The sequence below is a fragment of the Gordonia sp. L191 genome (genome assembly GCF_030077625.1).
In the GTDB taxonomy this organism is placed as follows: domain Bacteria; phylum Actinomycetota; class Actinomycetes; order Mycobacteriales; family Mycobacteriaceae; genus Gordonia; species Gordonia polyisoprenivorans_A.
In genome coordinates, this window is the sequence record NZ_CP125996.1 from 784,592 (window position 1) to 807,668 (window position 23,077).

Here is a 23,077-nt window from a genome sequence, read left to right on the forward strand (position 1 = left end):
GTAAGGTAACCGATGTGTCGATTCACCACAGTCAAGCGGTCGCCCATGGTGCCTTCCAGGTCCTCGGAACCGGGGACGCCGAACCCGTCGACGAACTGCTCCGCGATGTGTTCGGGCGGAACGACATCGCGACGATCGGCGCCGATTGGCGCGGCATCGTGTACTTCACCCTGGCCGACGACGACGAGATCGACGCCTCGACCGTCATGGGCTTCGACGCGTCCAGCGGCAGCTCCGGGCCACTGGCCACCCTCGACGAGGTCATGGCCGCCGTCGCCGACGGTGACATCGCCGAGGCGGTCGACGCCGAGAGCTTCGACGCATGGCGCGCGGCGACCGGGGTCGACGGCATCGCCGTCGGCGACTGCGTGCCGCCGTCGCTGCCGGAGTTCATCGGTGGTGACCCCGCCGAGCGCGCCGTCGAACCGCTGTCGCTGGTCTCCCACATCGCCAGCTGCGCAGCGTTGATGGGCCGCATCGAGCATCTCGGTCTGGCACCCGGCGACGACATCCCGGACGAGGTGTTCGACGCCACCCGGTGGGAGTGAGCGCGCGCCATCCGGGGACGCTCAGGCCTGCCGGCCGCGCCGCGACCGATACCACCGCACCAACTCGTCGGTCGACGAATCGCCCAGTGCCGCAGGCGGTTGCGAGTCGGTGATCGATCCCAGCAACTCCATCGCCTGGGTCTTGCCGAGTTCGACGCCCCACTGGTCGAAGGGATTGATACCCCAGACGGTGCCCTCGACGAAGACCTGGTGTTCGTAGAGCGCGATCAGCTGGCCGATGACCGACGGGGTGAGTTCGGGCGCGAGGATCGACGTCGACGGCCGGTTGCCGGGCATCACCTTGTGCGGCACCACATGTGGGTCCACGCCCTCGTCGGCGATCTCGTCGGCGGTCTTGCCGAATGCCAGCACCTTGGTCTGCGCGAAGTAGTTGCTCATCAGCAGGTCGTGCATCGACCCGGTGCCGTCGGCGGTGGTGAGATCGTCTGTGGGCTCGGCGAATCCGATGAAGTCGGCCGGGATCATCCGCGTGCCCTGATGCAGCAGTTGATAGAACGCGTGCTGTCCGTTGGTGCCGGGCTCCCCCCAGAAGACCTCGCCGGTGTCGGTGGTGACGTGATGGCCGTGCGCGGTGACCGACTTGCCGTTGGACTCCATGGTCAGCTGCTGCAGATAGGCCGCGAACCGCGCCATGTCGTTGGAATAGGGGAGTACCACCCGTGATTGGGCATCCCAGAAGTTGGAGTACCACAGCCCGATCAAGCCCAGGATGACCGGCGCGTTGCGCTCGAGCGGTGCGGTGCGGAAGTGTTCGTCGACGAGGTGGAAGCCGTGCAGGAACTCGCCGAAACGGTCCTTGCCGATGGCCGCCATCACCGACAGGCCGATCGCCGAATCCACCGAATACCGGCCGCCGACCCAGTCCCAGAAGCCGAACATGTTGACCGTGTCGATGCCGAACGCCGAGACCTTGTCGGCGTTGGTGCTCACGGCCACAAAGTGTTTCGCGACGGCGTCGTCGGCAGCGCCGAGGCCGGCGAGCAGCCACCGCTTGGCGGCGGCGGCGTTGGTGAGCGTCTCCAGCGTGCCGAAGGTCTTGGACGCCACGATGAACAGCGTGGTCTCGGCGTCGAGGTCGGCGAGAGTGGCCACGAGGTCGGCGGGATCGACGTTGGAGACGAAATGGCAGCGAATGGGCGAATCGACGTAGTGGCGCAACGCCTGATAGACCATCACCGGTCCCAGATCGGAGCCGCCGATGCCGATGTTGACGACGTCGGTGATCGCTTTTCCGGTGTGCCCCTTCCACTCTCCGCTGCGGAGCTTGTCGGTGAAGGCGCCCATCGCGTCGAGCACCTCGTGGACGTCGGCCACCACGTCCTGGCCGTCGACGACCAGCTCGGCGTCGGCAGGCAGGCGCAGTGCCGTGTGTAGGACGGCGCGATCCTCGGAGGTGTTGATGTGGACACCGGCGAACATCGCGTCGCGCTTGTCCTCGAGACCGGCCTCCCGGGCCAGGCTGAACAGCAGTTCCAACGTCTCGCGCAGGACGCGATGCTTGGAGTAATCGATGTGCAGATCACCGACGTCGACGGTCAGTTCGCGGCCCCGATCGGGGTCGGCCGCGAAGACCTCCCGCAGGTGCATCGAATGAACGTGATCCTGATGCGCCGAGAGCGCCTGCCACGATTGCGTGCCGGTGATGTCGTGCTCGTTGTCATCGAGGTCACTCATACGACCACCCTATGTGGTGGGCGGCCCGTATGCACCGGCGCAACCGGCACCGGCGCACACCGTCAGCGGCCGAGCGGGCCCCGACCCAGACGCAGCAACAGCATCGCGAGCGTATGACCCTCCTGACCGAGTTCGGCGAACCGGTCGAGCACCTTGACCTCGCGGCTGTGCACCAGGCGCGGTCCGCCCGAGGCCATGCGGGCGGCTCCGACCTTCTTCGACACCGCCGACCGGCGCTTCACCGCGGCGAGGATGATCGCGTCGAGGCGGTCGATCTCGTGTCGCAACACCTCGATGTCGTCGGGCAGGCCCGACACATCGTGTTCCAGTTCGTAGGAGGAGAGATCGATCGAATCGGCGAAGGACGCGCCGCCCGTGCGTGCGGGTGTGGTGTTGTCCGGGCTGGTCGACGAGTCGCTGGGGTCGGTCACCGTGTCGATTTTGCCACGCAGACACCGTGCCGTGGACACTGGTGGCCATGCCGAGACCCCGGGCAAGCATCGACCCCTCCCGAGATCCCGACGACACCGGTCCGACCCGGTCCGCCGGATCCGCGAGCGCCGCGGCGAGCCGGGTGGCGCAGATGGTCGTACCGGTCGTGATCACCCTGATCGTCGCGCAACTGATAGTCCGCGGATGGCTGGTGGCCACCGGCAACTTCTACTGGGACGACCTCATCCTCGTCGGCCGGGCCTCGACCATGTCGATCTGGTCGTGGGACTACCTCGGCCACAGCCACGACGGTCATTTCATGCCCGCGGCGTTCCTCATCGCCGGGATCTCCACGGTGCTCGCGCCGCTGAACTGGTTGGCGCCGGCGATCACTCTCGTGGTGCTGCAGGGACTCGCCTCGGTGTGCGTGTGGCGGATGATCCGGGTGCTGACCGACCCCGGGGAGGGCCGGTCACGCAGCGCTGCCGTCGAGATCGCCGCGGTCGGCGCGTTGGCCTTCTACCTCTTCACCCCGCTGACGGTGTCGTCGTTCTTGTGGTGGGCCGCCGGCCTCAACACGCTGCCCATGCAGGCGGCGATGGCCTGGATCGTCGCCGACGCGGTGCTGCTCGCGCGCGGTGGCGCCGACTGCCGGCGCACGCGGCTGATCGTCCTGCGCTCGTCGGTGATCTTCGTGCTGTCGCTCGCCTTCTTCGAGAAGTCGCTGTTCATCCTGCCGGTGGCATTCGTCGCCGCGGTTCTGGTCAGCCGCACAGGTCTGGTGAGCCGCACAGGGTCCCGGTCGGCGGCCGTTGCCGATGCCGATACATCTGCCGCTGCCGACACCCCCGCCGTCCAGATGGGACCGCTGGGAACGGCATTCGTTCACGCCCGTCGGCTGTGGGCACCGCTGTTGGTGATCTTCGTGGCGTGGGCGCTGCTGTTCTTCTCGGTGTCGGACGCGACCGCCGGGCAGCATTCGGTGTCGCAGACCGCGCAACTCGTGTGGCGGTCGATCAACCGCGGCGTCATCCCGTCTCTCGTCGGCGGCCCGTGGGACTGGGAACGCTGGGTGCCGAGCCCGCCGATGGGTTTCTCCGCGGTGTGGATGGTCGTACTCGGCTGGCTGGTGGCGGCCGCCGTGGTGATCTGGGCCGTCCGTACCCGGATCGGTGCGGTGGCGGTACTGGTCTGCGCCGCGCTGTATGTCGTCCTCGCGCAGATACCGGTGATGTGGAATCGCTCATCGGCCAACACCGCACTCGAACTCGCCCAGACCCTGCGGTATCTGCCCGATTCGGCGGTCGTGCTCACCGCCGCGCTCGCCCTGCTCCTCGCCGCGCCCCGGCGTTCGGTGGACTCGGTCGGACCGTCGGGTGGGCGCCATGCCGCTCCCGAGCCCGATGAGACGGTGGGCCGCGGTCGGACGGTGGGTACGGCAGTCGGCGTCCTGGCCGCAGTGGCCGCGGTGTTGGCGTTCGCGTCGTCGTTGATCTCGACCGCGTCGTACCAGTCGTCCTGGACCGACGACCCGACCGGCGCCTATCTGGCCAACGCCAAGCGTGCGCTCGCCGACAACCGGGACCACACGATGTTCGATCAGGCGCTACCGCTCGAGGTCCTGCTGCCGGTGGCCTACCCGTACAACCAGATCAGTGCCACCTTCGGCCGCGTCACCGACCGTTCGCCGTTCGGCGACACCACCGACCGGCTCTTCATCCTCGACAACGCGGGCAACCTCACACCCGGTGCGGTGACCCCGCGACGGACCATCGCGGCCGGACGCGGGACATGCGCGCGACCGGAACTCACCGGACCGACGTCACTGCGGCTCGACGGCCCGCTGATCAACTGGCGGTGGACCATCGCGCTCGGCTACTGCGCCAACACCGCAGGCGACGTGGAGATGTCCCTCGACGGCGGACCAGCCGTTCGCGTTGCGCTGCAGGCCGGACTGCATGTGGTCTACGTGCAACTCGACGGTCACGGCACCGAGCTCCGAATCCGCCCGCTCACCCGGGGTCTGGCGCTGCACACCGGTGACGGACGGGTCGGTGAGGTGGTCGACGCCCGGCTGCTGGGCCAGTGAGCGTCGCCGCGCCGGTGACGTCTCAGCCGCTCGTGTCGGACGACTCCGGCGCGTCGTAGTACACCGAGATCTTGCTCGAGTATCCGGCCTGGGCCACCAGAGCGGTGAGCGCGTCACTGGTCGACTGCTCGGCCACGTAGTACGCGATGCGGCCGTCGTCGCCGATGGCCTGCACCTGCTTGCTCATCTGATCGCGCAGGGTGGCCGTGCCCGCCCAACTCGGGTCGAAGGTGCCATTGGTGACATGCGCGGCGTAACCGGGTGCGAAGGTCACCAGGTAGGCACCGGCCGGGCCGTAGCCGTCGAACAGATAGTCGCCGCGCTTGACGGCATAACTGCTCGGCAGGCCGGTGTGTTCGGAGGCGTAGGTCGCCGCTGCGGGCTGCTTGGTCCCGGTGCGCACCATGGTGAACTGACGCTGCGTGGCCTGCGTGTTGTCGTCGAGGTAGTCACTGAGGGTATCGGCGCCGTAGTCGATGAACGGGAGGTAGGAGAAGGTCACGTTGGGTCGGATCGAACCGCCTCCGGAACCGAGATTGGTTGCGGTGCAACGAGTGGTGGCGGTCTTGTCGAAGTCGACCCGGATCACCGGGGTGCAGGTGCCGCCGACGGCCCCGGCCGGCTGGCCGTTGACGATGAAGTTGACCGTCAGGCCATAGTTCACGTGTCCGGGCTTGTTGTCGGAACCGCGCCGCGGCGTGCCGTTGACGGTGAGGTCATAGCCGCACGCCACATTCGAGCAGTCGCCGGTCTGCTTCCAGCCGACCTGGTCGAGCTGCCCGCCCGGAAGGTCGTCGATCGTCATGCCGGGAACCGGCACCGACCCGAGATCGCTGGTGAGACCCTTCTGCTGGGCGAAGATCGGTGAGACCTGATCGAAGGACAGCGGGGTGACGTCGGTGTCGATGGTGGTGGTGACGTCACCATCCTTGTACTGCCCCTTGAGATGACTGATCGCCTTGGTGTCGGTGGCGAAGGTGATCTCCCAGTCACCGGCCTTGACCTTGTTGTCGGCCAGCGAGGTGATCGCCGGATCCGAGGTCGGCCAGTAGCGGGCGTCGGGGGTGTCCTTGTTGGGTGAGGGCAGTTGGGCGCCCAGCGTCGGCGGATTGACGAGGTCGTTGTTGCCCAGCCGTCCGGCCAGCACGATCGGCGACAACGCATACCCGAGGTTCGGCAGGCTCCACTCCGCGCTGGCCCACTTGTTGTCGACCGGCGACATGTCGACGTTGTCCGGGGCGGTGCCGCCCAGGACCGCCTTCCAGAAGGAGGCGGGGGCCTTGGTGAAGTAGTAGTTGCCGATCTGGGTGTAGTCGCCCTGCTGACCGTCGACGGTGATCGAACCACTGACGTTGCCCGACAGCGCCACCTGCAGGTCGGAGAACTCGACGGTGAGGGTGACGCCGTCGCTGTACTTGCGCGTCAACGTCCCCTTGTACTTGGCGCCCGGACTGCTGCCGTACTGAAAAGCGGTCTGGTCCAGGTTGTTCTGTGCCCGGAACGCGGCGGTCGGCTCGGCCGATCCGGAGTTGCTCCACGGGATGAACGACAGGATCAGCGCGATGATCACCGCCACCGCCCCGACACTGGTCAGTACCAGCGCAATGACCTTCGAGGTGTTCTTCATCGCTCGCTTCCCGGGGCAAGGGGCATCGGGCGTGAGATCGCGGCGATGTCCGTTTTCGGCCGAATGATGTCAACACTAGACAGCACCGGGCCGGCTTCGGGAGACCGCATGGGACGAATGAATGACACATCGCTGAGCACCGGTCGCACCACGTCTCCCCTGACCACATGGGGGCGGTCCCACACCATCTCGCACCGCGCGGCCCCCCCCGGATTCGGTGCGAGGTCATCGTAACCGGTGGAGGTGACCCACCGAAGGTCTCTCGGCAGCCTTCGCCCTCACGAATCCTGTCGGTGGGCCGGAGTAACCTGAGATACCGATGACCACCAGCTCTGCACCCAGTTCCGCACCCGCCACCGCGTCCGCAGCCACCACGTCCGCAGCCACCACGTCCGCAGCCACCACGTCCGCAGCCACCACGTCCGCAGCCACCACGTCTGCAGTCACCGCGCCGCCCGCCGCGTCGTCCGCCGCCGATGAGCGCATCGAACGGCTCCTCGACGGGCTGAATCCCCAACAGCGCGCGGCGGTGGTGCACAGCGGTCCGCCGCTGCTGATCGTCGCCGGTGCCGGCTCGGGCAAGACCGCAGTACTCACCCGTCGCATCGCCTATCTGCTCGCCGCACGCGATGTCACCCCCGGCCAGATCCTGGCGATCACCTTCACCAACAAGGCGGCCGCGGAGATGCGCGAGCGCGTCATCGGACTCGTCGGCCCCCGCGCGGCCTACATGTGGGTCTCCACCTTTCACTCGACGTGTGTGCGCATCCTGCGCGCCCAGTCGGCGCTGCTGGGCAATCGCAACTCCAACTTCTCGATCTACGACTCCGACGATTCGAAACGCCTGCTGGGCATGATCATTCGCGATCTCGACATCGACCCGAAGAAGTTCAGCCCGCGTGGCGTCGCGGTGAGCATCTCGAATCTCAAGAACGAACTGTCCGACCCCGACGATGCGCACGCCGCCGCCGGCGAGGAACCGACCGCGCGCACCATCGCCGAGATCTACGCGGAGTATCAGCGTCGGCTCTCCGCGGCCAACGCCTTCGACTTCGACGACCTGATCGGTGAGACCGTCGCCCTGCTGCAGAGTCACCCCGACGTCGCCGAGTACTACCGTCGTCGATTCCGCCACGTCATGGTCGACGAGTACCAGGACACCAACCACGCGCAGTACGTGCTCGTGCGCGAACTCGTCGGCCGCGAGACCACGTCATCGGGGCTGGCGCCGTCGGAACTGTGCGTGGTCGGTGACGCCGACCAGTCGATCTACGCCTTCCGTGGGGCGACGATCCGCAACATCGAGGAGTTCGAGCGCGACTTCCCGAACGCCGAAACCATTCTGCTGGAACAGAATTACCGCTCGACGCAGACCATCCTCTCGGCCGCCAACGCGGTCATCGCCCGCAATCCGAATCGGCGGGACAAGCGGTTGTGGACCGACTCCGGCGACGGTGAGCTCATCGTCGGATACGTCGCCGACTCCGATCGGGAGGAGGCGACGTTCATCGCCACCGAGATCGAGCGGCTCACCGACCACACCATCGGCGGTGCTCAGTCCAACAGTTATTCCGACATCGCCGTGTTCTACCGGACCAACACCGGATCGCGCGCGCTGGAAGAAGTGTTCGTCCGTCACGGCATCCCGTACAAGGTGGTCGGCGGCACCCGATTCTACGAGCGCAAAGAGGTGCGCGACGTCGTCGCGTATCTGCGGGTGGTCGCCAACCCCGAGGATTCGGTCAGCCTGCGGCGCATCCTGAACACGCCGCGTCGGGGCATCGGGGACCGGGCCGAGGCGTGCGTCGCCGTGCACTCGGAGAACCGCGGGATCTCGTTCTACCAGGCGCTGATCGAGGGGGCGCAGGGTCAGGTCGGGCTGTTGAACACCCGCGCGGTCAAGCAGATCGGCGGCTTCGTCGACCTGATCGAGGGTTTGCGCAACGACTTCCTGACCACCTTCGGTGAAGGCGGCACGGAGGGCTCCGACGTCGCCGTCGCCGATGCCACCGAAGAGGGCGCCGACATCGGTGAGCTCGTCGACGCCATCGTCGATCGCAGCGGGTACCGCGCCGAGCTCGAGGGTTCCCACGATCCGCAGGACGGCGCCCGGCTGGACAACCTCAACGAATTGATCTCGGTGGCAAAGGAATTCAGCCGCGATGCGGCCGAAGCCGTGCAAGCCGAGGTGGACAACGGTACCGACGCGGAAGCGGCGCAACTGCGCGAGGGAGAGCCCGAACCCGGTTCGCTGGCCGCCTTCCTGGAACGGGTGTCGTTGGTCGCCGACGCCGATCAGCTCCCCGACGACGGCGAGGGGGTGGTCACGCTCATGACCCTGCACACCGCGAAGGGACTCGAGTTCCCGGTGGTCTTCGTGACCGGCTGGGAGGACGGGCATTTCCCGCATCTGCGGGCTCTCGGAGATCCGGCGGAGCTCAGCGAGGAACGACGCCTCGCCTACGTCGGCATCACCCGGGCCAAGCAGCGGCTGTATCTGACCCGCGCGGTCACCCGCGCATCCTGGGGTCAGCCGGTGTCGAACCCCGAATCGCGTTTCCTGCAAGAGATTCCGCAGCATCTGCTCGACTGGCGGCAAACCGAACGGCGGCGTCCCGGACGCGGCCTCGGATCCTCGGGTGGGGTGTTCGGCCGTGGCGACGATCGTGGTTCCAGTGGTGCACTGGGGCGTTCGTCGTTCTCCGCGGACCCGAATCGAGGGCGCAACAAGCAGATTCAGCTCGACGTCGGTGATCGGCACAATCATCCCAAGTACGGGATGGGCAAGGTCGTCAGCAAGGAGGGCAGCGGGGCGACCGAGCGGGTCGTCATCGATTACGGCGGCAACACCGGCCGCATCACCCTGCTGACGATCGGCGGAATCCCCGGCGAGAAGCTCTGAGGGACGCCGAGAGGTGCGGGCGGGTCAGCCGACGTAGTTCGACAGCCGCACACCGTGCTCGGCGAGCCACGGTGCCGGGTCGATCTTGGTCTTGCCGTTCAGCCACACCTCGAAATGGCAGTGCGGGCCCGTGGATTGGCCGTCGCTGCCCACCAGGCCGATGACCTGCCCGGCCTTGACGGTGTCACCCTTCTGGACGAGGACGCCGTTGGAATACATGTGGCCGTAGACGGTGACGGTGCCGTCGGGTGCCTTGACCTGAATCCAGTTCCCGAAGCCCGACGCCGGCCCGGCCTCGAGGACCACTCCATCGGTGGCGGCGTGGATCGGGGTGCCCAGCGGCGCCGCGAAATCCAGACCGGCGTGCATGACGCCCCAGCGCATCGCATACAGCGAGGTGAGCTGATACTGGCCCAGCGGCACGGGCGAGACGAACTCCGGCGGCAGCGAGGCGTTGATTCGTGCGGCCTCGGCGTCGGCGAGTTGCTTGCCGACCTGCAGCTGCTGGCCGTACATGCTCGTGTCGGGGGTGTTCGCCGACGCGGGTGCGATCCCGGGTCCGGTGTCGGCGGCTGCGGCGCCCCCGACATCGGCGGTGGGTACCGGCGCGGCCGACCCGGCGTCGTCGTCGGAGTTGACCTGCACCGCGGCGGCGGCCAGTGCGGCGCCGGCGGCGACAGCCACCAGGGCGACGCGTCCGCTGCGCAGCGCGGTCGGCGGAGCGGCGATGCGGTGCTTGCCGCGCGAACGCCGCGTCGCACCCGCCGGCACGCGACGGAACGTCGGCTCCGCGGTGACCGTCCCTACCCGCTCGTCGGTCTCGTGCTCATCGACTGCGTATTCATCGACTGCGTATTCGTCGACTGCGTATTCGTCGACTTGGGCGCCGAGAACGTCGAAGGGCTCGTCGTGGCGGTACTCGTCGAACTCACCCTCGGGGATGAGGATGTCCTGCGTGATCTCCGAAGTGGTGGTGCGGCGCGTGGAGCGTCGGCGACCGACCGAGGTCGAGCCGTCTTCGATGGGAGCCCAGTCATCGACGTCCCACTCGAAGTCGGCGGTGTCGCCGTACGTGGTCTCGTCGTTGTAGTAGATGTCGCTGCGGTCGACGGGGATGATCGTGGTCATCTCCTCGGCGGTGAGATCGTCGATCCGCTCGTCGCGGCGTCGACGTCCGCCGACGACCGCGGTGCCGGATATCGACCCGCCTGGAAAACCACGTTCCGCCAAGTCGTCCACCTCACCTCATGGTTGCGATACACCCAGGTGCCCGCGTTCTTTCGGCGTTACGGATGTGGCGCAATGGACCACTACGACCTGAGACTGCCTGCCGACGGTAACGAAATGATTGCGGCAAGTCCAACCCTGGGGAGTGAAAACCCGGGATAAAGTGAGCTGGGTCACAGGCTGGTGACATCATTCGCATTGTGCTGAATTCTCTGTGGTGGCTGGCGGATTTGTCGCAACACGCTCTCTTCGCCGGGCCGATGGTGCCCGGTCGGCGTCCGCCCGTTCACCGACCGAGCGAGTGATCTGTCGCACAAGGTGAGGAGGTGTACTCAAACCGGATATGCGGCAGGTTTAAAGTCCCGTATGGCCCGCGTTACACCCAGACGAGCGGGCAAATCTACGAAATGGTGAGCTGAATGGATCTCTTCGAATACCAGGCGAAGGAACTGTTCGCCAAGCACGGAGTTCCGACCACACCCGGTCGTGTAACCGACTCTGCCGCCGACGCGCGCACGATTGCCGAGGAAATCGGCAAGCCCGTCATGATCAAGGCGCAGGTCAAGGTCGGTGGACGTGGCAAGGCCGGCGGCGTGAAGTACTCCAAGGACGCCGACGAGGCGCAGGCGAACGCCGAGAACATCCTCGGTCTCGACATCAAGGGCCATGTCGTCAAGAAACTCCTCGTCGCCGAGGCCAGCGACATCGCCGAGGAGTACTACATCTCCTTCCTTCTCGATCGCGCCAACCGCACCTACCTGGCCATGTGCTCGGTCGAGGGCGGCGTGGAGATCGAGGTGACCGCCGAGCAGAACCCCGACGCTCTCGCCCGCGTCCCGGTTGACGCCGTCAAGGGCGTCGATCTCGCATTCGCCCGCGAGATCGCCGAGAAGGGCAAGCTGCCCGCCGAGGTGCTCGACGCCGCCGCCAACACCATCCAGAAGCTCTGGGAGGTGTTCATCGCCGAAGACGCCACCCTCGTTGAGGTCAACCCGCTGGTCCGTACCCCCGACGACCAGATCCTGGCTCTCGACGGCAAGGTCACCCTCGACGAGAACGCCGACTTCCGGCATCCCGATCACGAGGCATTCCAGGACCGTGACGCCACCGATCCGCTGGAGCTCAAGGCCAAGGAGAACGACCTCAACTACGTCAAGCTCGACGGACAGGTCGGCATCATCGGCAACGGCGCCGGACTGGTCATGAGCACCCTGGACGTGGTCGCCTACGCCGGTGAGAAGCACAAGGGTGTCAAGCCCGCGAACTTCCTCGACATCGGTGGCGGCGCCTCGGCCGAGGTGATGGCCGCCGGTCTCGACGTCATCCTCGGCGACGAGCAGGTCAAGAGTGTCTTCGTCAACGTCTTCGGCGGCATCACCGCTTGCGACGCTGTCGCCAACGGCATCGTCGGCGCGCTGAACAAGCTCGGCGACGAGGCCAACAAGCCGCTCGTCGTCCGCCTCGACGGCAACAAGGTCGACGAAGGCCGCAAGATCCTGGCCGATGCGAATCACCCCCTGGTGACGCTCGCCGAAACGATGGACTCCGGCGCCGACAAGGCCGCCGAACTGGCGAGCAAGTGAGGGGCTAGAGAACATGTCGATTTTCCTGAACAAAGACAACAAGATCATCGTCCAGGGCATCACCGGCGGTGAGGGCACCAAGCACACCGCACTGATGCTCAAGGCCGGTTCGAACATCGTCGGCGGTGTCAACGCCCGCAAGGCCGGCACCACCGTCGCCCACACCGCCAAGGACGGCTCCGACGTCGAGCTGCCCGTCTTCGGCAGTGTCGCCGAGGCGATCAAGGAGACCGGGGCCGACACCTCGATCGCCTTCGTCCCGCCGAAGTTCGCCAAGGACGCCATCATCGAGGCGATCGACGCCGAGATCCCGCTGCTGGTCGTCATCACCGAGGGAATCCCGGTGCAGGACAGCGCTTATGCGTGGGCCTACAACGTCGACAAGGGGAACAAGACCCGCATCATCGGGCCGAACTGCCCCGGCATCATCACCCCGGGCGAATCGCTGGTGGGCATCACCCCGGCCAACATCACCGGCAAGGGTCCGATCGGCCTGGTCTCCAAGTCCGGCACCCTGACCTACCAGATGATGTACGAGCTGCGCGATCTCGGCTTCTCCACCGCCATCGGCATCGGTGGCGATCCGGTCATCGGGACCACCCACATCGACGCCATCGAGGCGTTCGAGAAGGATCCTGAGACCAAGGTCATCGTGATGATCGGTGAGATCGGCGGCGACGCCGAGGAGCGTGCGGCCGACTACATCAAGGCCAACGTCTCCAAGCCGGTCGTCGGCTACGTCGCGGGATTCACTGCGCCCGAGGGCAAGACGATGGGCCACGCCGGCGCGATCGTGTCCGGCAGCGCCGGCACCGCGCAGGCCAAGAAGGAAGCCCTCGAGGCTGCCGGCGTCAAGGTCGGCAAGACGCCGACCGAGACCGCCACGCTGGCCCGGGAGCTCTACGAGGCTCTCTGATCTGATCGTCGGATACCCGTCTGCGCACGAGAACTCGTGTGCAGACGGGTTTTTCGTTGGTCCAACAACGATGAATGGTTGCCGGTGACGATCATTCGAGCGCTCCGGAGCCTGGTGCCTTCCGGTACAGGCGGTCGACGTCGTGCCGGCGGCAGGGTTCGGTTCCCGGGGTGAGTGTCGCCGCGGCGCCGGCAGCGGCACCGTATCGGACGGCGTCGGGCAGCGGCCATCCGCGGGCCAGGGCGACGGTGATCCCGGCGACCATGTTGTCGCCCGCCCCGACACCACTGCCGAACTCGGATGCCACCGGGACGCCGGCGACGTCGGTCACCTTATCGGCGGTCACCACCAGCGCGCCCGCCGCCCCACGCGACACGACGACGGCGTCGGTGATGCCCCGGGCGATCAGGGTACGGGCCGCGTCGATCTGTGAATCGGTGTCCGGCAGCGGCAGATCCAGTGCTTCACGGAGTTCACGAAGGCTCGGTTTGATCACTGCCGCGCCGCGCACGCGCAGCAGTGCCGGGCCGTGGGTGTCGACGATCAGTGTGCACCCGTGCCGCTCGGCGATGGCCGGCACCGCCGGGAAGAAGCTGTCCGAGCATCCCGGTGGGAGGCTGCCACTCACCACGAGATGTGTTGCAGTGTGGGCGTACTCGTCCAGGGCGGTGAGGCACTGCTGCTCCTCGGTGGCGGTGAGGTCGGGGCCGGGCAACACGAAGCGGTACTCCTGGCCGGTCCGGTCCTCGCGGACGGTCAACGATTCCCGGCTTCCTCCGGTGATGTCGAGGGGCCCGGTCGCGATGCCCTCGGCGGTGAGCAGTGCCTCGATGCGCGCTCCGGTGGGGCCACCTCGGGTGAAGACCGCGGTGGCCGGCACGCCGAGCCGAACCGCCGCTCGTGCCACGTTGATCCCGCCGCCACCGGGATCGTATCGGGGGCTGGTGCATCGCATCTTCTCCGTCGCCTGCAGGATCGGCACCGAGCTGTGGATGTCGAGCGCAGGATTCATCGTGACGGTCACGATGTGTGGTGCGGCTGGTGAATTCATCTCCTCTCCATGGTGCCCCGCGAATGCCTCGGACGGCAGATGCTTTTGGCCCTTACGTCACCACCGTGCGGTGGTGTCCAATGGAAGCGACGAACTCGGGTGGCGAGTTGGTCGACGAGAAGATCGGCAAGGAGCGGGTCATGGCAGTGAATGGCCCGATAGTGGTGGCGGTCGACGGGTCGGACACGGCGCTCGAGGCGCTTCGGTGGAGCGCGCTGGCCGCGGTTCGTGAGAACAGATCCCTGCGCGTGATCGGCATCGTCGAGACCGTCGCGGCGGGATATGCGCCGGGTGTGTTGATGACCCCGGCGGTGGCAGAGGCGCTGCACGCCGATGCCCGCCGAGCGGTGGACGAGGCGATCGCCGTGGCCACCAAGGTGTCGGCGGACGTCGACGCCGAGGGCGAGGTCCGTGAGGGCAGGCCGGCCCTCGTCCTGCGCGAGATATCCAGTGGTGCACACCTTCTCGTCGTCGGTCGTCGTGGTCGTGGGGGAGTGGCCGGGTTGTTGCTCGGTTCGGTCAGCTCCGACGTTGCCGCACACGCCGACTGTCCGGTGGTGGTGGTCTCGGGTCCCGGACCCGAGACCGGGCCGGTGGTGGTCGGCGTCGACGGATCGGCGATCTCGCAGGCAGCCCTGGGGGCCGCCATCACCCAGGCCACCGAACTCGAGACGACGTTAGTGGTCGTCAGCACCTATCCGGGATTCTCCGGCGAAGGGTTCTACGACCAGGACGAGGTGATGGCCCAATTCCGGGACGAGGCCACCGCATCCGTCGGACGTCAGCTCGCCGACCACCGTCGCGACCATCCCGCCGACACCGTGTCCGTCGAGACCGTGGTCGTCGCGGGCGACCCGGCGCCGCGCATCATCGAGGCCGCCGGGGATGCCCAGCTGATCGTGCTCGGGAGCAGGGGGCGCGGCGGCTTCCGGGGGCTACTCCTCGGATCGACCAGCCAAGCCGTCCTGCACACCGCACCGTGCCCGGTGACGATCGTGCACTCCGAGGTCAGCCGCTGAAATGCGTTGTGACCGTGGGGTGATGCGACACCCCGGGGCGGAGCTCACGATTCGCTGACGGCCTTGAGCTGCGCAAGTCCTTTCTCGAAGTCCTTGCCGAGCAGTGTGTCGAAGAAGCCCAGCGGAGCGGCCACCCGGCTGAAGAGCGAATGCTTGCCGGTCATCGTCCACGTGACCTCGCTGACGCCGGCGTTCTCGGTGATGTCGAAGGCGCTGAGGCTTGTCGATTTCATGGGCTTCTCGAACTCGACCCGGATCGCCACGTGCGCGGGCGCGACGTCCTCGAGGATCTCCATGGTGCCCCTGCCCGCCTTCCGATTTCCCGACCACGCGTAGCGAGCACCCACGCCGAGCTCGGCTCCGGAATAGGTTCGCGACATATCGGGGTCGAGGCCCTCCCACGGCGACCAATCGACCCAACGATGCAGATCATGAATGTGAGCGTGGATCTCGGCGGCGGGCGCGGCGATCGAGGTGCGTCGCACCACGGTGTAGTTCTCGGCCATCGGGCTTCCTTTTCTGTGGATCGGACTGAGAGTATGACCCCCGATCACCACGAAAGTCATCGCGGCAATCCCCTGGGTGCGGTCGCGGTGCGTGCGATAATCCGGCGGTGAGCGACACGGGATCCCGGCCGGGCGGGTTGGCGGCGATGCTGCAGATGCCCTGGCACGTGGCGTCCGCCGCGGCCGACGCCGCCGAGCGAGTACCGGTCGCCGGCGACGTCGTGCGCGTCGCGCGGCGCACCACACACGAGGTCCTCGACGGCGTCGGTACCCTCGCCACGGCGGCGGCGGGCACCTCGATCGGGGCGGTGATCCACGCCGTGGTCGACGAGCTGAGTTCGATGGACCTCACGCCGCTCGTCGGTGCCATCGATCTGAATCGGGTCGTCGACGCGGTGGATCTCGACGCGGTGCTCCGCAACATCGACATCAACGCCCTGATCGCGAGTCTCGACCTCGACGCGGTGATCGGTCGCGTGGACATCGCGGCGTTGCTCGACGGCCTCGACCTACCCAGGATCGTGGGGGGACTCGACCTTCCCGCCGTCATCGCGGCCGTCGACCTCGCAGCCGTGATCGACTCGGTCGACATCGCCGCGATCATCGACCACCTCGACATCGACGCCATCCTGGACAAGATCGACATCGATGCCATCGTCACGCGCGTCGACCTCGATGGCGCCGTGGAGCGGGTCGACATCGACGCCATCATCTCCCGCATCGATCTGATCGGTCTCGCCGACGAGATCATCGACGGCGTCGACCTGCCCGACATCATCCGCGAGGCGAGTACGTCGGTGACGACCGAGGTGATGACCGACGTGCGCAGCAGCAGCGAACGCGCCGACGACGCGGTGGCCGACCTGGTGAACCGGTTGTTGCGACGCAAGGTGGCCGCCCGGGTCGCCGACGCCGCGCTTGCCGATGAGTCCCAGAACGGTGAGTCCCAGAACGATGAGTCCCAGAACGGTGGTGCCCAGAACGGTGGGGCCCAGAACGGTGGGGAACGAAACGGTGCGCCGCGATGACGTCGCAGTCGGAGAATGATTCGGCGTCGCACCACGATTCGGCCGGGCATCCGATCGTGCGTCCGCACATCGTCCTCGACACCGATCGTTCGGCCGGGATCGTCAGCCGAGCGATCGCGGCCGTCCTCGACCTGCTGTTGGTGCTCGCGGTGATGGGCGGACTGTATGTCGGCTGGCTGATGGCCCGTCTGATCTACGACGTGCACCAGTTCTCGTTGCCGGCCGCGAACCCGTTCTTCACCGCGACGACCTTCGTCGCGGTGTCGGTGATCTACCTGACCGGTTGCTGGTGCGTCTCCGGCCGCACCCTGGGGTCGGTGGTGATGGGTTTGCGTCTGGTCAGCCGGAAAGGCAAACCGCGCGTTCGGCTTCCGGTGGCGCTGATCCGCGCCTTGATCTGTGTGTTCTTCTCGGTCGGGTTGCTGTGGGTCATCGTCGATCCACGTCGTCGCTCGGTCGCCGATCTGGTGGTGCGTACGCGCGTGGTGTATTCGCGGTGAGTGGGCGTGCAGAACATCCCTCGGCGACGCAACTGATCGACATGCTCGCCGACCCGAATTCCTGGGAGCCGTGGGACGATTCACCGCCGCCCACCGTCGTCACCGACACCTACCAGGATCAATTGCGCCGCGCCGCCGAGAAATCCGGGGTCGACGAGTCGGTGCGGACCGGGCTCATCCGGATCGGCGGGACACCGGTGGTGGTGATCGTCAGCGAGTTCGGCTTCCTCGGCGGTTCGATCGGACACGTTGCCGGCCATCGCATCACCACGGCGATCCGACGCGCCACCGAGCACGGATTCGCCGTGGTGGGCCTGCCGTGCTCCGGCGGTACCCGCATGCAGGAGGGCACCCCGGCCTTCCTGCAGATGGCGGCGATCAGCGGGGCGGTGACCCGGCATCGAGCGGCCGGTCTGGCCTACCTCATCTACCTGCGTCATCCCACCACCGGTGGGGTGTTCGCGTCGTGGGGGTCGCTCGGCGCGATCACCTGGGCCGAGCCCGGCGCGCTCGTCGGCTTCCTGGGGCCGCGGGTCGTTGCCGGACTCGTCGGCACGCCGATCCCCGACGACGTTCAACGCGCCGAGAATCTCGCCCGTCGTGGCATCGTTGACGACGTCGTCGCACCGGAAGACCTCCGCGACCGGTTGCGCGGCGTCCTCGACGCGCTCGCTAGCGAGCGCGCGACCGATGGTGCTGTCGAGTCGCAATCCGTTGTTTCACAGCATGATCCGGTGAGCCCCGCGGTGCGAGATACCGCATCGGTGTGGTCGGCGGTGACCGCGACCCGGCGTCCCGGACGCGTCGGGGTCCGCGAACTGATCGCGGTGCCGGGGTCTGCTCTGGTGGGAGCAGGCGGGCCGATCATGGTGGCGTTGAGCCGATTCGGTGGCCGACCCGCACTGGTGATCGGACAGGACGCCGATCGGCAGCGTGCCGGCGAGCTGATCGGACCGCACCACCTGCGTATGGCGCGCCGCGCATTGACCTTCGCCGCCGAACTCGGGCTCCCGGTGGTGACCGTCATCGACACCCCTGGCGCCGAGTTGTCGGTCGCCGCCGAGGAAGACGGACTCGCCGGTGAGATCGCCCGGTGCGCAGCCGAACTCATCGGCTTGCCGTCGGTGACCGTCTCGGTGTTGCTCGGACAGGGTTCAGGTGGGGCGGCGCTCGCGCTGTTCCCGACCGATCGACGGGTCGCGGTGTCGGATGCGTGGCTGTCGCCACTGCCACCCGAGGGGGCCAGTCTGATTGTCCATCGCGACATCGCTCACGCCGCCGATATCGCTGCGGGACAGCAGATCCTGGCGGTCGAGCTGGCCGGGGTCGGGGTGTTCGACCGCATCGTTGCGGTGAACGAGGTGGGGGACGGGGATGCAGGGGACGTCTTGGCCGCAGCGGCGACGCGGATACGCGAGGTGATCGCCGACGAACTGCACGCGCTGTCCGTGCCGGACCCTGCTGCCCGAACCCGTGTCCCCGCCGCCCCGTCGTCACCCGGGTCGGCGACACGCATCCCGGCGGTCGGTGCCGTCGTGCGGGATGCGGCCGGACGATTTCTGTTGGTCAAGCGCGGACATGAGCCGCAGGCCGGTATGTGGACGGTGCCGGGCGGCAAGGTCGAGCCCGGAGAGACGTTGGAGCAGGCCGTGATCCGGGAGATCGCCGAGGAGACAGGCGTTGCCATCGAGGTCATCCGCGAGGCCTGGGTCGTCGACATCCCCGATCGGCGTGCCGGCGTGGTCTACGAGGTCCACGATTTCGTGGCCACCCCGCTGACCACCGACGTCGTCGCCGCTGACGATGCCGACGACGCGGGGTGGTTCGACCACCAACAGATGCGCGCGCTCCCACTGACACCAGGGCTGCTCGACCATCTCGACCGGCACGGGATGCTGTGACGCCGGTGATGGATGGACCTCGTGTATTGGTAAGCTGCGGTGCGCTATTGGACAGAGCGGCCCGTACTCGTGGCCGGGGGTCGACCGGGGAGGGAACCATGTCGGTGAGCCGACGCATCATGGCACCGCTGATCGCGGCGGTGGCGTTGTCGATGGGGCTGAGTGCCTGCGGTGACGATTCGACGAGCACCACGGGAACCGCTCCGACCTCCAGTGCCGGCGCGATCGATACGCCGACGTCGAGCGCGCTGTCGGGCGCGTGGACGGGGACGTGGACGTCGGTGGGTGAGACCAAGAGCGCGCAGCTCGGCGTGGTCACCGACAAGCCGTTCCTCGCGACCATCGACATCCCCGGCCGTTGTGGCGCCACGTGGAAGGAGACCTCGCGCGACGCCACCCACGTGGTGGTCACGGCGACCGTCACCTACGGCCAGTGCTCGGACAACGAGTGGCAGCTCACCCTTTCCGACCAGTCGATCACCGCGGTCGACACCAGCGATCCGGAGACCCGGGCTCAATTCCGACGGAGCTGACCGCACGCATCACCGGCGCCTGGCAGACATTCCGTCCGGTGCCCATCGCATTTGACCCACACTGAACGCAATCGCGTGCACGGCCATCGTCCCAGGTGGGTTCGGCGACATCGGGTCGCGCCCGATCTCGACGTCATCAATCACGCGAATCGGACGCTAGCGTTCCTGAGGTTGTCTCTCGAACCAGTTCAGTGGAGGTACTGCCGTGCGATCGCGGATTCTCGTCCTGTTGCTCTCGTTCATCGCCGCCGCGAGCGTGATCACCGCGTGCGGCGGGGACGATTCGCAGGCGGTGAAGATCGGGGTCGCCGACGCGTCCGAAAGCTACTGGAATGTGTTCAAGCAGAAGGCCTCCGCTGCGGGCATCGACGTCGAGCTGGTGAATTTCACCGACTACAATCAGCCCAATCCCGCACTCGCCGAGGGGGAGTTGGACCTCAACGAGTTCCAGCACCTGCTCTACCTGGCGACCTACAATGCCAAGAACAACAAGGATCTGGTGCCGATCGGCGCGACCGCGGTCTACCCGCTACCGCTGTACTCCACTCAGTACAAGTCCGTCGGTGAGATCCCGCAGGGGGCGCAGGTCGCAATCCCCAATGACCCCACCAATCAGGCACGCGGACTGCTGGTGCTCGCGCAGGCCGGACTCATCACGCTGACCAAGCCGGGCAACGCTTTCTCCACGCCCGCCGACATCGATCAGGCGCGATCCAAGGTGAAGGTCATCGCCGTCGACGCCGGCCAGACCGCCGCGAATCTCGATTCGGTGGCCGCGGCGATCGTCAACAACAACTACGCGACCTCGGCCAAACTGACCGCAGATCAGATCATCGCCTCCGACGATCCGAATGCTGAGGCCTCCAAGCCCTACATCAATGCGTTCGTCGCCCGCGCCGCAGACAAGGACAACGCCACCTACGCCAAGCTGGTGCAGATTTACCACGATCCCCAGGTGATCGCGGCGGTGAAGAAGTCCCTGGGCGAGTCCGGGGTCATCAAGACGAACTCGCCTGCCGATCTGCAGGCGACCGTGAAGGGATTGGAATCCGACGTGCGGGCCAATGGCTCCTGAGCCCGTCCCCGTCGGGGAGGCCCGGCGCCCGGCCGCCATCGAGTTCGTGGACGTCGCAAAGCGTTTCGGCAAGGATGCACCTGCGGTGCTCGACGGCATCAGTCTGCGCATCGATGCCGGCGAGATCGTCGGGATCATCGGGCCGTCAGGCGCGGGGAAGTCGACGCTTGCGCGTCTGATCAACGGACTCGAACGGCCCACCGGTGGTCATGTCCTGGTCGACGGACGGGACCACGGTGGGGCGCGCGAGCGTGAACTCACCGCCTTCCGAACCCAGATCGGCATGATCTTCCAGCAGTTCAATCTGTTCAACTCGCGCACCGTCGCCGGCAATGTCGGATTTGCGCTGCAGGTGGCGGGCGTGCCGAAATCCGCTCGACAACAACGCATCACCGAGCTCCTCGAGTTCGTCGGAATCGCCGACAAGGCGAAGGCGTGGCCATCGGCGTTGTCCGGCGGGCAGAAGCAGCGGGTGGGCATCGCGCGGGCGCTCGCCTCCTCGCCGTCGATCCTCATCGCCGACGAGGCCACCAGCGCCTTGGACCCCCAGACCACCGACGACACGCTCACACTGTTGCGTCGCATCAACTCCGATCTGGGTACCACCATCGTGGTGATCACCCACGAGATGGATGTGGTCCGCGAGGTGTGCGGCAAGGTCGCCGTTCTCGCCGACGGGCGACTCGTCGATCACGGCGACCTCTATGAGGTGTTCGCCCACCCGCGCTCGGAGGTCACCCGCAGCCTGCTGCGGCATGCCGTCTCCGGCGTTCCCGACGCGGACACGTTGGCCGCGTTGCGATCTCGGCACTCGGGCCGGCTCGTCACCGTCGAGGTCCGCGACGATGTCGCCCGCGTCGATCTCACCGGTGCGGTGGCCCGGGCCGGCGGGACCGCGTCGGTGATCCACGGTGGAATCGCCGATCTCGGCGGCCGCCCGTTTGGGGCATTGACCTATGAGGTCCACGCCCCTGATTCGGCGCTCGAGGAAGTCATCGGCGAAAGTCATACCGCCACCGGCATTGTCGTACACGAGGAGGTGAACCGATGAGCCACAGCGCACTGGCCGCCGACGGCTTCACCCGGGTGTTCGGTGACGAACTGCGCCCGTTGCTCTTCCAGGCGATCGGGGAGACTTTCCAGCTCGTCGGCTTCACCCTGCTGATCGGTGGCGCGCTGGGACTGCTGATCGGTGTGGTGCTGTATGCAACCAGTCCCGGGAACCTGTGGTCGAACGTGTGGATCTTCAACGGACTCAACGTGATCGTCAACATCGTCCGACCGATACCGTTCATCATCTTCATCACCGCCATCGCGCCGTTGACCAAGACGGTGATGGGAACCCGAATCGGTACCGAGGCGGCGATCTTCCCGATGACACTGATGGCGATGGTGGTGATCGCCCGAGTGGTCGAGCAGAGTCTCGTCTCCGTGGACCCGGGAGTGGTGGAAGCCGCCCGCGCGTGCGGCGCCGGTCGCGTGCGCACCCTGCTGACGGTGGTGGTGCCCGAGGGATTCGCGCCACTGGTACTGGGCTACACCTTCATCTTCGTCGCGATCGTGGACATGTCGGCGATGGCCGGCTATGTCGGTGGAGGGGGACTCGGAGATTTCGCCTTCCAATACGGCTACCAGCAGTTCGACTGGAAACTGACCGTTGTCGTCATCGCGTTGCTGGTGATTCTGGTACAGGTGGGACAGTACTTCGGCAACTGGCTGGCCCGCCGCGCACGACATCGCTGAGCCCGTCGCCACGCAGCTCCACACGCACGCAACCCAGACGCGAACAACGAGGTGACCGATGACAGAGCTACTCCCGCTTGGCCCCGACCAATTGCTGACCACCACCCGCTCGGTGCGCAAACGGCTCGATCTGGATCGGCCCGTTCCGCTCGAGGTGATCACCGAGGCCCTGGAGGTCGCGCTGCAGGCGCCCACCGGATCCAACAGCCAGACCTGGCACTGGATCGTGCTGACCGATCCCGAGATCAAGGAGAAGGTCGGCGCCTACTACGCGCGTTCGTTCGCGGCGTACTCCGCCGAGCGCACACTCGCCGACGACACCGCCCGTCGGGTCGCGTCGAGCGCGCAGTATCTCGCCGACATCATGGGCAAGGTGCCCGCACTGGTGATCGGGGCCATCTATACCGGCGGCGATCTGCCGGCCGGAAATCAAGCCGGCGTCTGGGGCTCGTTGCTGCCCGGCGCCTGGAGTCTCGGTCTGGCTTTGCGTGCCCGTGGTCTGGGGTCGGCGTGGACGACGCTGCACCTGACCTACGAGAAGGAGGTCGCGGAGCTGCTGGGTATCCCGCCCACCGTCCACCAGGGCGTTCTGCTGCCTGTTGCCTACACGAAGGGCGCCGACTTCAAGCCTGCCGGGCGCAAACCCCTCGACGAAGTGCTGCACGTCAACAAGTGGTGAGACGCGGTGCCCGGGGCAGTGGA

The 23,077-nt window shown here is 66.9% G+C and carries 20 protein-coding genes; 14 read left to right on the forward strand and 6 right to left on the reverse strand.

Features of this window, described 5'->3' with window-relative positions:
- Positions 1 to 14: 14 nt before the first annotated feature.
- Complete coding sequence (locus QNM97_RS03670; protein ID WP_283821633.1) at positions 15 to 548, forward strand: hypothetical protein; 534 nt, start codon at positions 15 to 17, stop codon at positions 546 to 548.
- A 21-nt stretch (positions 549 to 569) separates the two neighbouring features.
- Here the strand turns inward: QNM97_RS03670 and pgi are convergent, their stop codons facing one another.
- Both pgi and QNM97_RS03680 read right to left on the reverse strand, forming a co-directional pair.
- Complete coding sequence (gene pgi / locus QNM97_RS03675) at positions 570 to 2,243, reverse strand: glucose-6-phosphate isomerase (RefSeq protein WP_283821634.1); 1,674 nt, start codon at positions 2,241 to 2,243, stop codon at positions 570 to 572.
- A gap of 62 nt (positions 2,244 to 2,305) precedes the next feature.
- Positions 2,306 to 2,674 carry a chorismate mutase gene (locus QNM97_RS03680; RefSeq protein ID WP_283821635.1) on the reverse strand — a complete coding sequence of 123 codons (369 nt, stop codon included), beginning with the start codon at positions 2,672 to 2,674 and terminating at the stop codon, positions 2,306 to 2,308.
- Positions 2,675 to 2,721: 47 nt separating this feature from the next.
- Between QNM97_RS03680 and QNM97_RS03685 the strand changes: the two genes are divergently transcribed.
- Positions 2,722 to 4,764, forward strand: coding sequence for a hypothetical protein (locus QNM97_RS03685; protein ID WP_283821636.1), 2,043 nt, complete (start codon positions 2,722 to 2,724; stop codon positions 4,762 to 4,764).
- Positions 4,765 to 4,786: 22 nt separating this feature from the next.
- Here QNM97_RS03685 and QNM97_RS03690 read toward each other — a convergent pair whose 3' ends face one another.
- Positions 4,787 to 6,391, reverse strand: coding sequence for a hypothetical protein (locus QNM97_RS03690; RefSeq protein ID WP_283821637.1), 1,605 nt, complete (start codon positions 6,389 to 6,391; stop codon positions 4,787 to 4,789).
- 319 nt (positions 6,392 to 6,710) lie between these two features.
- Between QNM97_RS03690 and QNM97_RS03695 the strand changes: the two genes are divergently transcribed.
- Positions 6,711 to 9,293, forward strand: a complete 2,583-nt coding sequence (locus tag QNM97_RS03695) for a UvrD-helicase domain-containing protein (protein ID WP_283821638.1) — start codon at positions 6,711 to 6,713, stop codon at positions 9,291 to 9,293.
- A 24-nt stretch (positions 9,294 to 9,317) separates the two neighbouring features.
- Here QNM97_RS03695 and QNM97_RS03700 read toward each other — a convergent pair whose 3' ends face one another.
- Positions 9,318 to 10,532 (reverse strand): M23 family metallopeptidase, encoded by a 1,215-nt coding sequence (locus tag QNM97_RS03700; RefSeq protein ID WP_283821639.1) that lies wholly within the window; start codon positions 10,530 to 10,532, stop codon positions 9,318 to 9,320.
- A 407-nt stretch (positions 10,533 to 10,939) separates the two neighbouring features.
- Between QNM97_RS03700 and sucC the strand changes: the two genes are divergently transcribed.
- Together sucC and sucD are read left to right on the forward strand one after the other, a co-directional pair.
- Entirely contained in the window at positions 10,940 to 12,103 is a 1,164-nt protein-coding gene (gene sucC, locus QNM97_RS03705) for an ADP-forming succinate--CoA ligase subunit beta (protein WP_208792341.1), read from the forward strand.
- 13 nt (positions 12,104 to 12,116) lie between these two features.
- Positions 12,117 to 13,019, forward strand: coding sequence for a succinate--CoA ligase subunit alpha (sucD, locus tag QNM97_RS03710; RefSeq protein ID WP_208792340.1), 903 nt, complete (start codon positions 12,117 to 12,119; stop codon positions 13,017 to 13,019).
- 91 nt (positions 13,020 to 13,110) lie between these two features.
- Here sucD and QNM97_RS03715 read toward each other — a convergent pair whose 3' ends face one another.
- Positions 13,111 to 14,070 (reverse strand): 1-phosphofructokinase family hexose kinase, encoded by a 960-nt coding sequence (locus QNM97_RS03715; protein ID WP_283821640.1) that lies wholly within the window; start codon positions 14,068 to 14,070, stop codon positions 13,111 to 13,113.
- An 80-nt stretch (positions 14,071 to 14,150) separates the two neighbouring features.
- Between QNM97_RS03715 and QNM97_RS03720 the strand changes: the two genes are divergently transcribed.
- The gene (locus tag QNM97_RS03720) at positions 14,151 to 15,089 is read left to right on the forward strand and encodes a universal stress protein (protein WP_283821641.1); all 939 of its coding nucleotides are present in this window, start codon (positions 14,151 to 14,153) and stop codon (positions 15,087 to 15,089) included.
- Positions 15,090 to 15,133: 44 nt separating this feature from the next.
- On the opposite strand, the gene QNM97_RS03725 is transcribed toward QNM97_RS03720, so the two are convergent.
- Entirely contained in the window at positions 15,134 to 15,595 is a 462-nt protein-coding gene (locus QNM97_RS03725; RefSeq protein WP_283821643.1) for an SRPBCC family protein, read from the reverse strand.
- A gap of 107 nt (positions 15,596 to 15,702) precedes the next feature.
- Here QNM97_RS03725 and QNM97_RS03730 point away from each other — a divergent pair, with 107 nt between their 5' ends.
- The 8 genes from QNM97_RS03730 to QNM97_RS03765 all read left to right on the forward strand — a co-directional run bounded on the left by QNM97_RS03730 (position 15,703) and on the right by QNM97_RS03765 (position 23,054).
- The gene (locus QNM97_RS03730) at positions 15,703 to 16,623 is read left to right on the forward strand and encodes a hypothetical protein (RefSeq protein WP_283821644.1); all 921 of its coding nucleotides are present in this window, start codon (positions 15,703 to 15,705) and stop codon (positions 16,621 to 16,623) included.
- The gene (locus tag QNM97_RS03735) at positions 16,620 to 17,123 is read left to right on the forward strand and encodes an RDD family protein (RefSeq protein ID WP_283821645.1); all 504 of its coding nucleotides are present in this window, start codon (positions 16,620 to 16,622) and stop codon (positions 17,121 to 17,123) included. The genes QNM97_RS03730 and QNM97_RS03735 overlap by 4 nt, the downstream gene beginning before the upstream one ends.
- On the forward strand, positions 17,120 to 19,024 hold the full coding sequence (locus QNM97_RS03740; protein WP_283821646.1) for a carboxyl transferase domain-containing protein: 1,905 nt from the start codon (positions 17,120 to 17,122) through the stop codon (positions 19,022 to 19,024). The genes QNM97_RS03735 and QNM97_RS03740 overlap by 4 nt, the downstream gene beginning before the upstream one ends.
- Positions 19,025 to 19,122: 98 nt before the next feature.
- Entirely contained in the window at positions 19,123 to 19,557 is a 435-nt protein-coding gene (locus tag QNM97_RS03745; protein ID WP_283821647.1) for a hypothetical protein, read from the forward strand.
- 205 nt (positions 19,558 to 19,762) lie between these two features.
- Complete coding sequence (locus tag QNM97_RS03750; protein WP_283821648.1) at positions 19,763 to 20,632, forward strand: MetQ/NlpA family ABC transporter substrate-binding protein; 870 nt, start codon at positions 19,763 to 19,765, stop codon at positions 20,630 to 20,632.
- Positions 20,622 to 21,683 carry a methionine ABC transporter ATP-binding protein gene (locus QNM97_RS03755; protein ID WP_283821649.1) on the forward strand — a complete coding sequence of 354 codons (1,062 nt, stop codon included), beginning with the start codon at positions 20,622 to 20,624 and terminating at the stop codon, positions 21,681 to 21,683. Before QNM97_RS03750 ends, QNM97_RS03755 begins: the two co-directional genes overlap by 11 nt.
- Positions 21,680 to 22,375, forward strand: coding sequence for a methionine ABC transporter permease (locus tag QNM97_RS03760; protein WP_208792331.1), 696 nt, complete (start codon positions 21,680 to 21,682; stop codon positions 22,373 to 22,375). Before QNM97_RS03755 ends, QNM97_RS03760 begins: the two co-directional genes overlap by 4 nt.
- 58 nt (positions 22,376 to 22,433) lie before the next feature.
- Positions 22,434 to 23,054, forward strand: a complete 621-nt coding sequence (locus QNM97_RS03765; RefSeq protein ID WP_283821650.1) for a nitroreductase family protein — start codon at positions 22,434 to 22,436, stop codon at positions 23,052 to 23,054.
- The last annotated feature ends 23 nt before the right edge of the window (positions 23,055 to 23,077 follow it).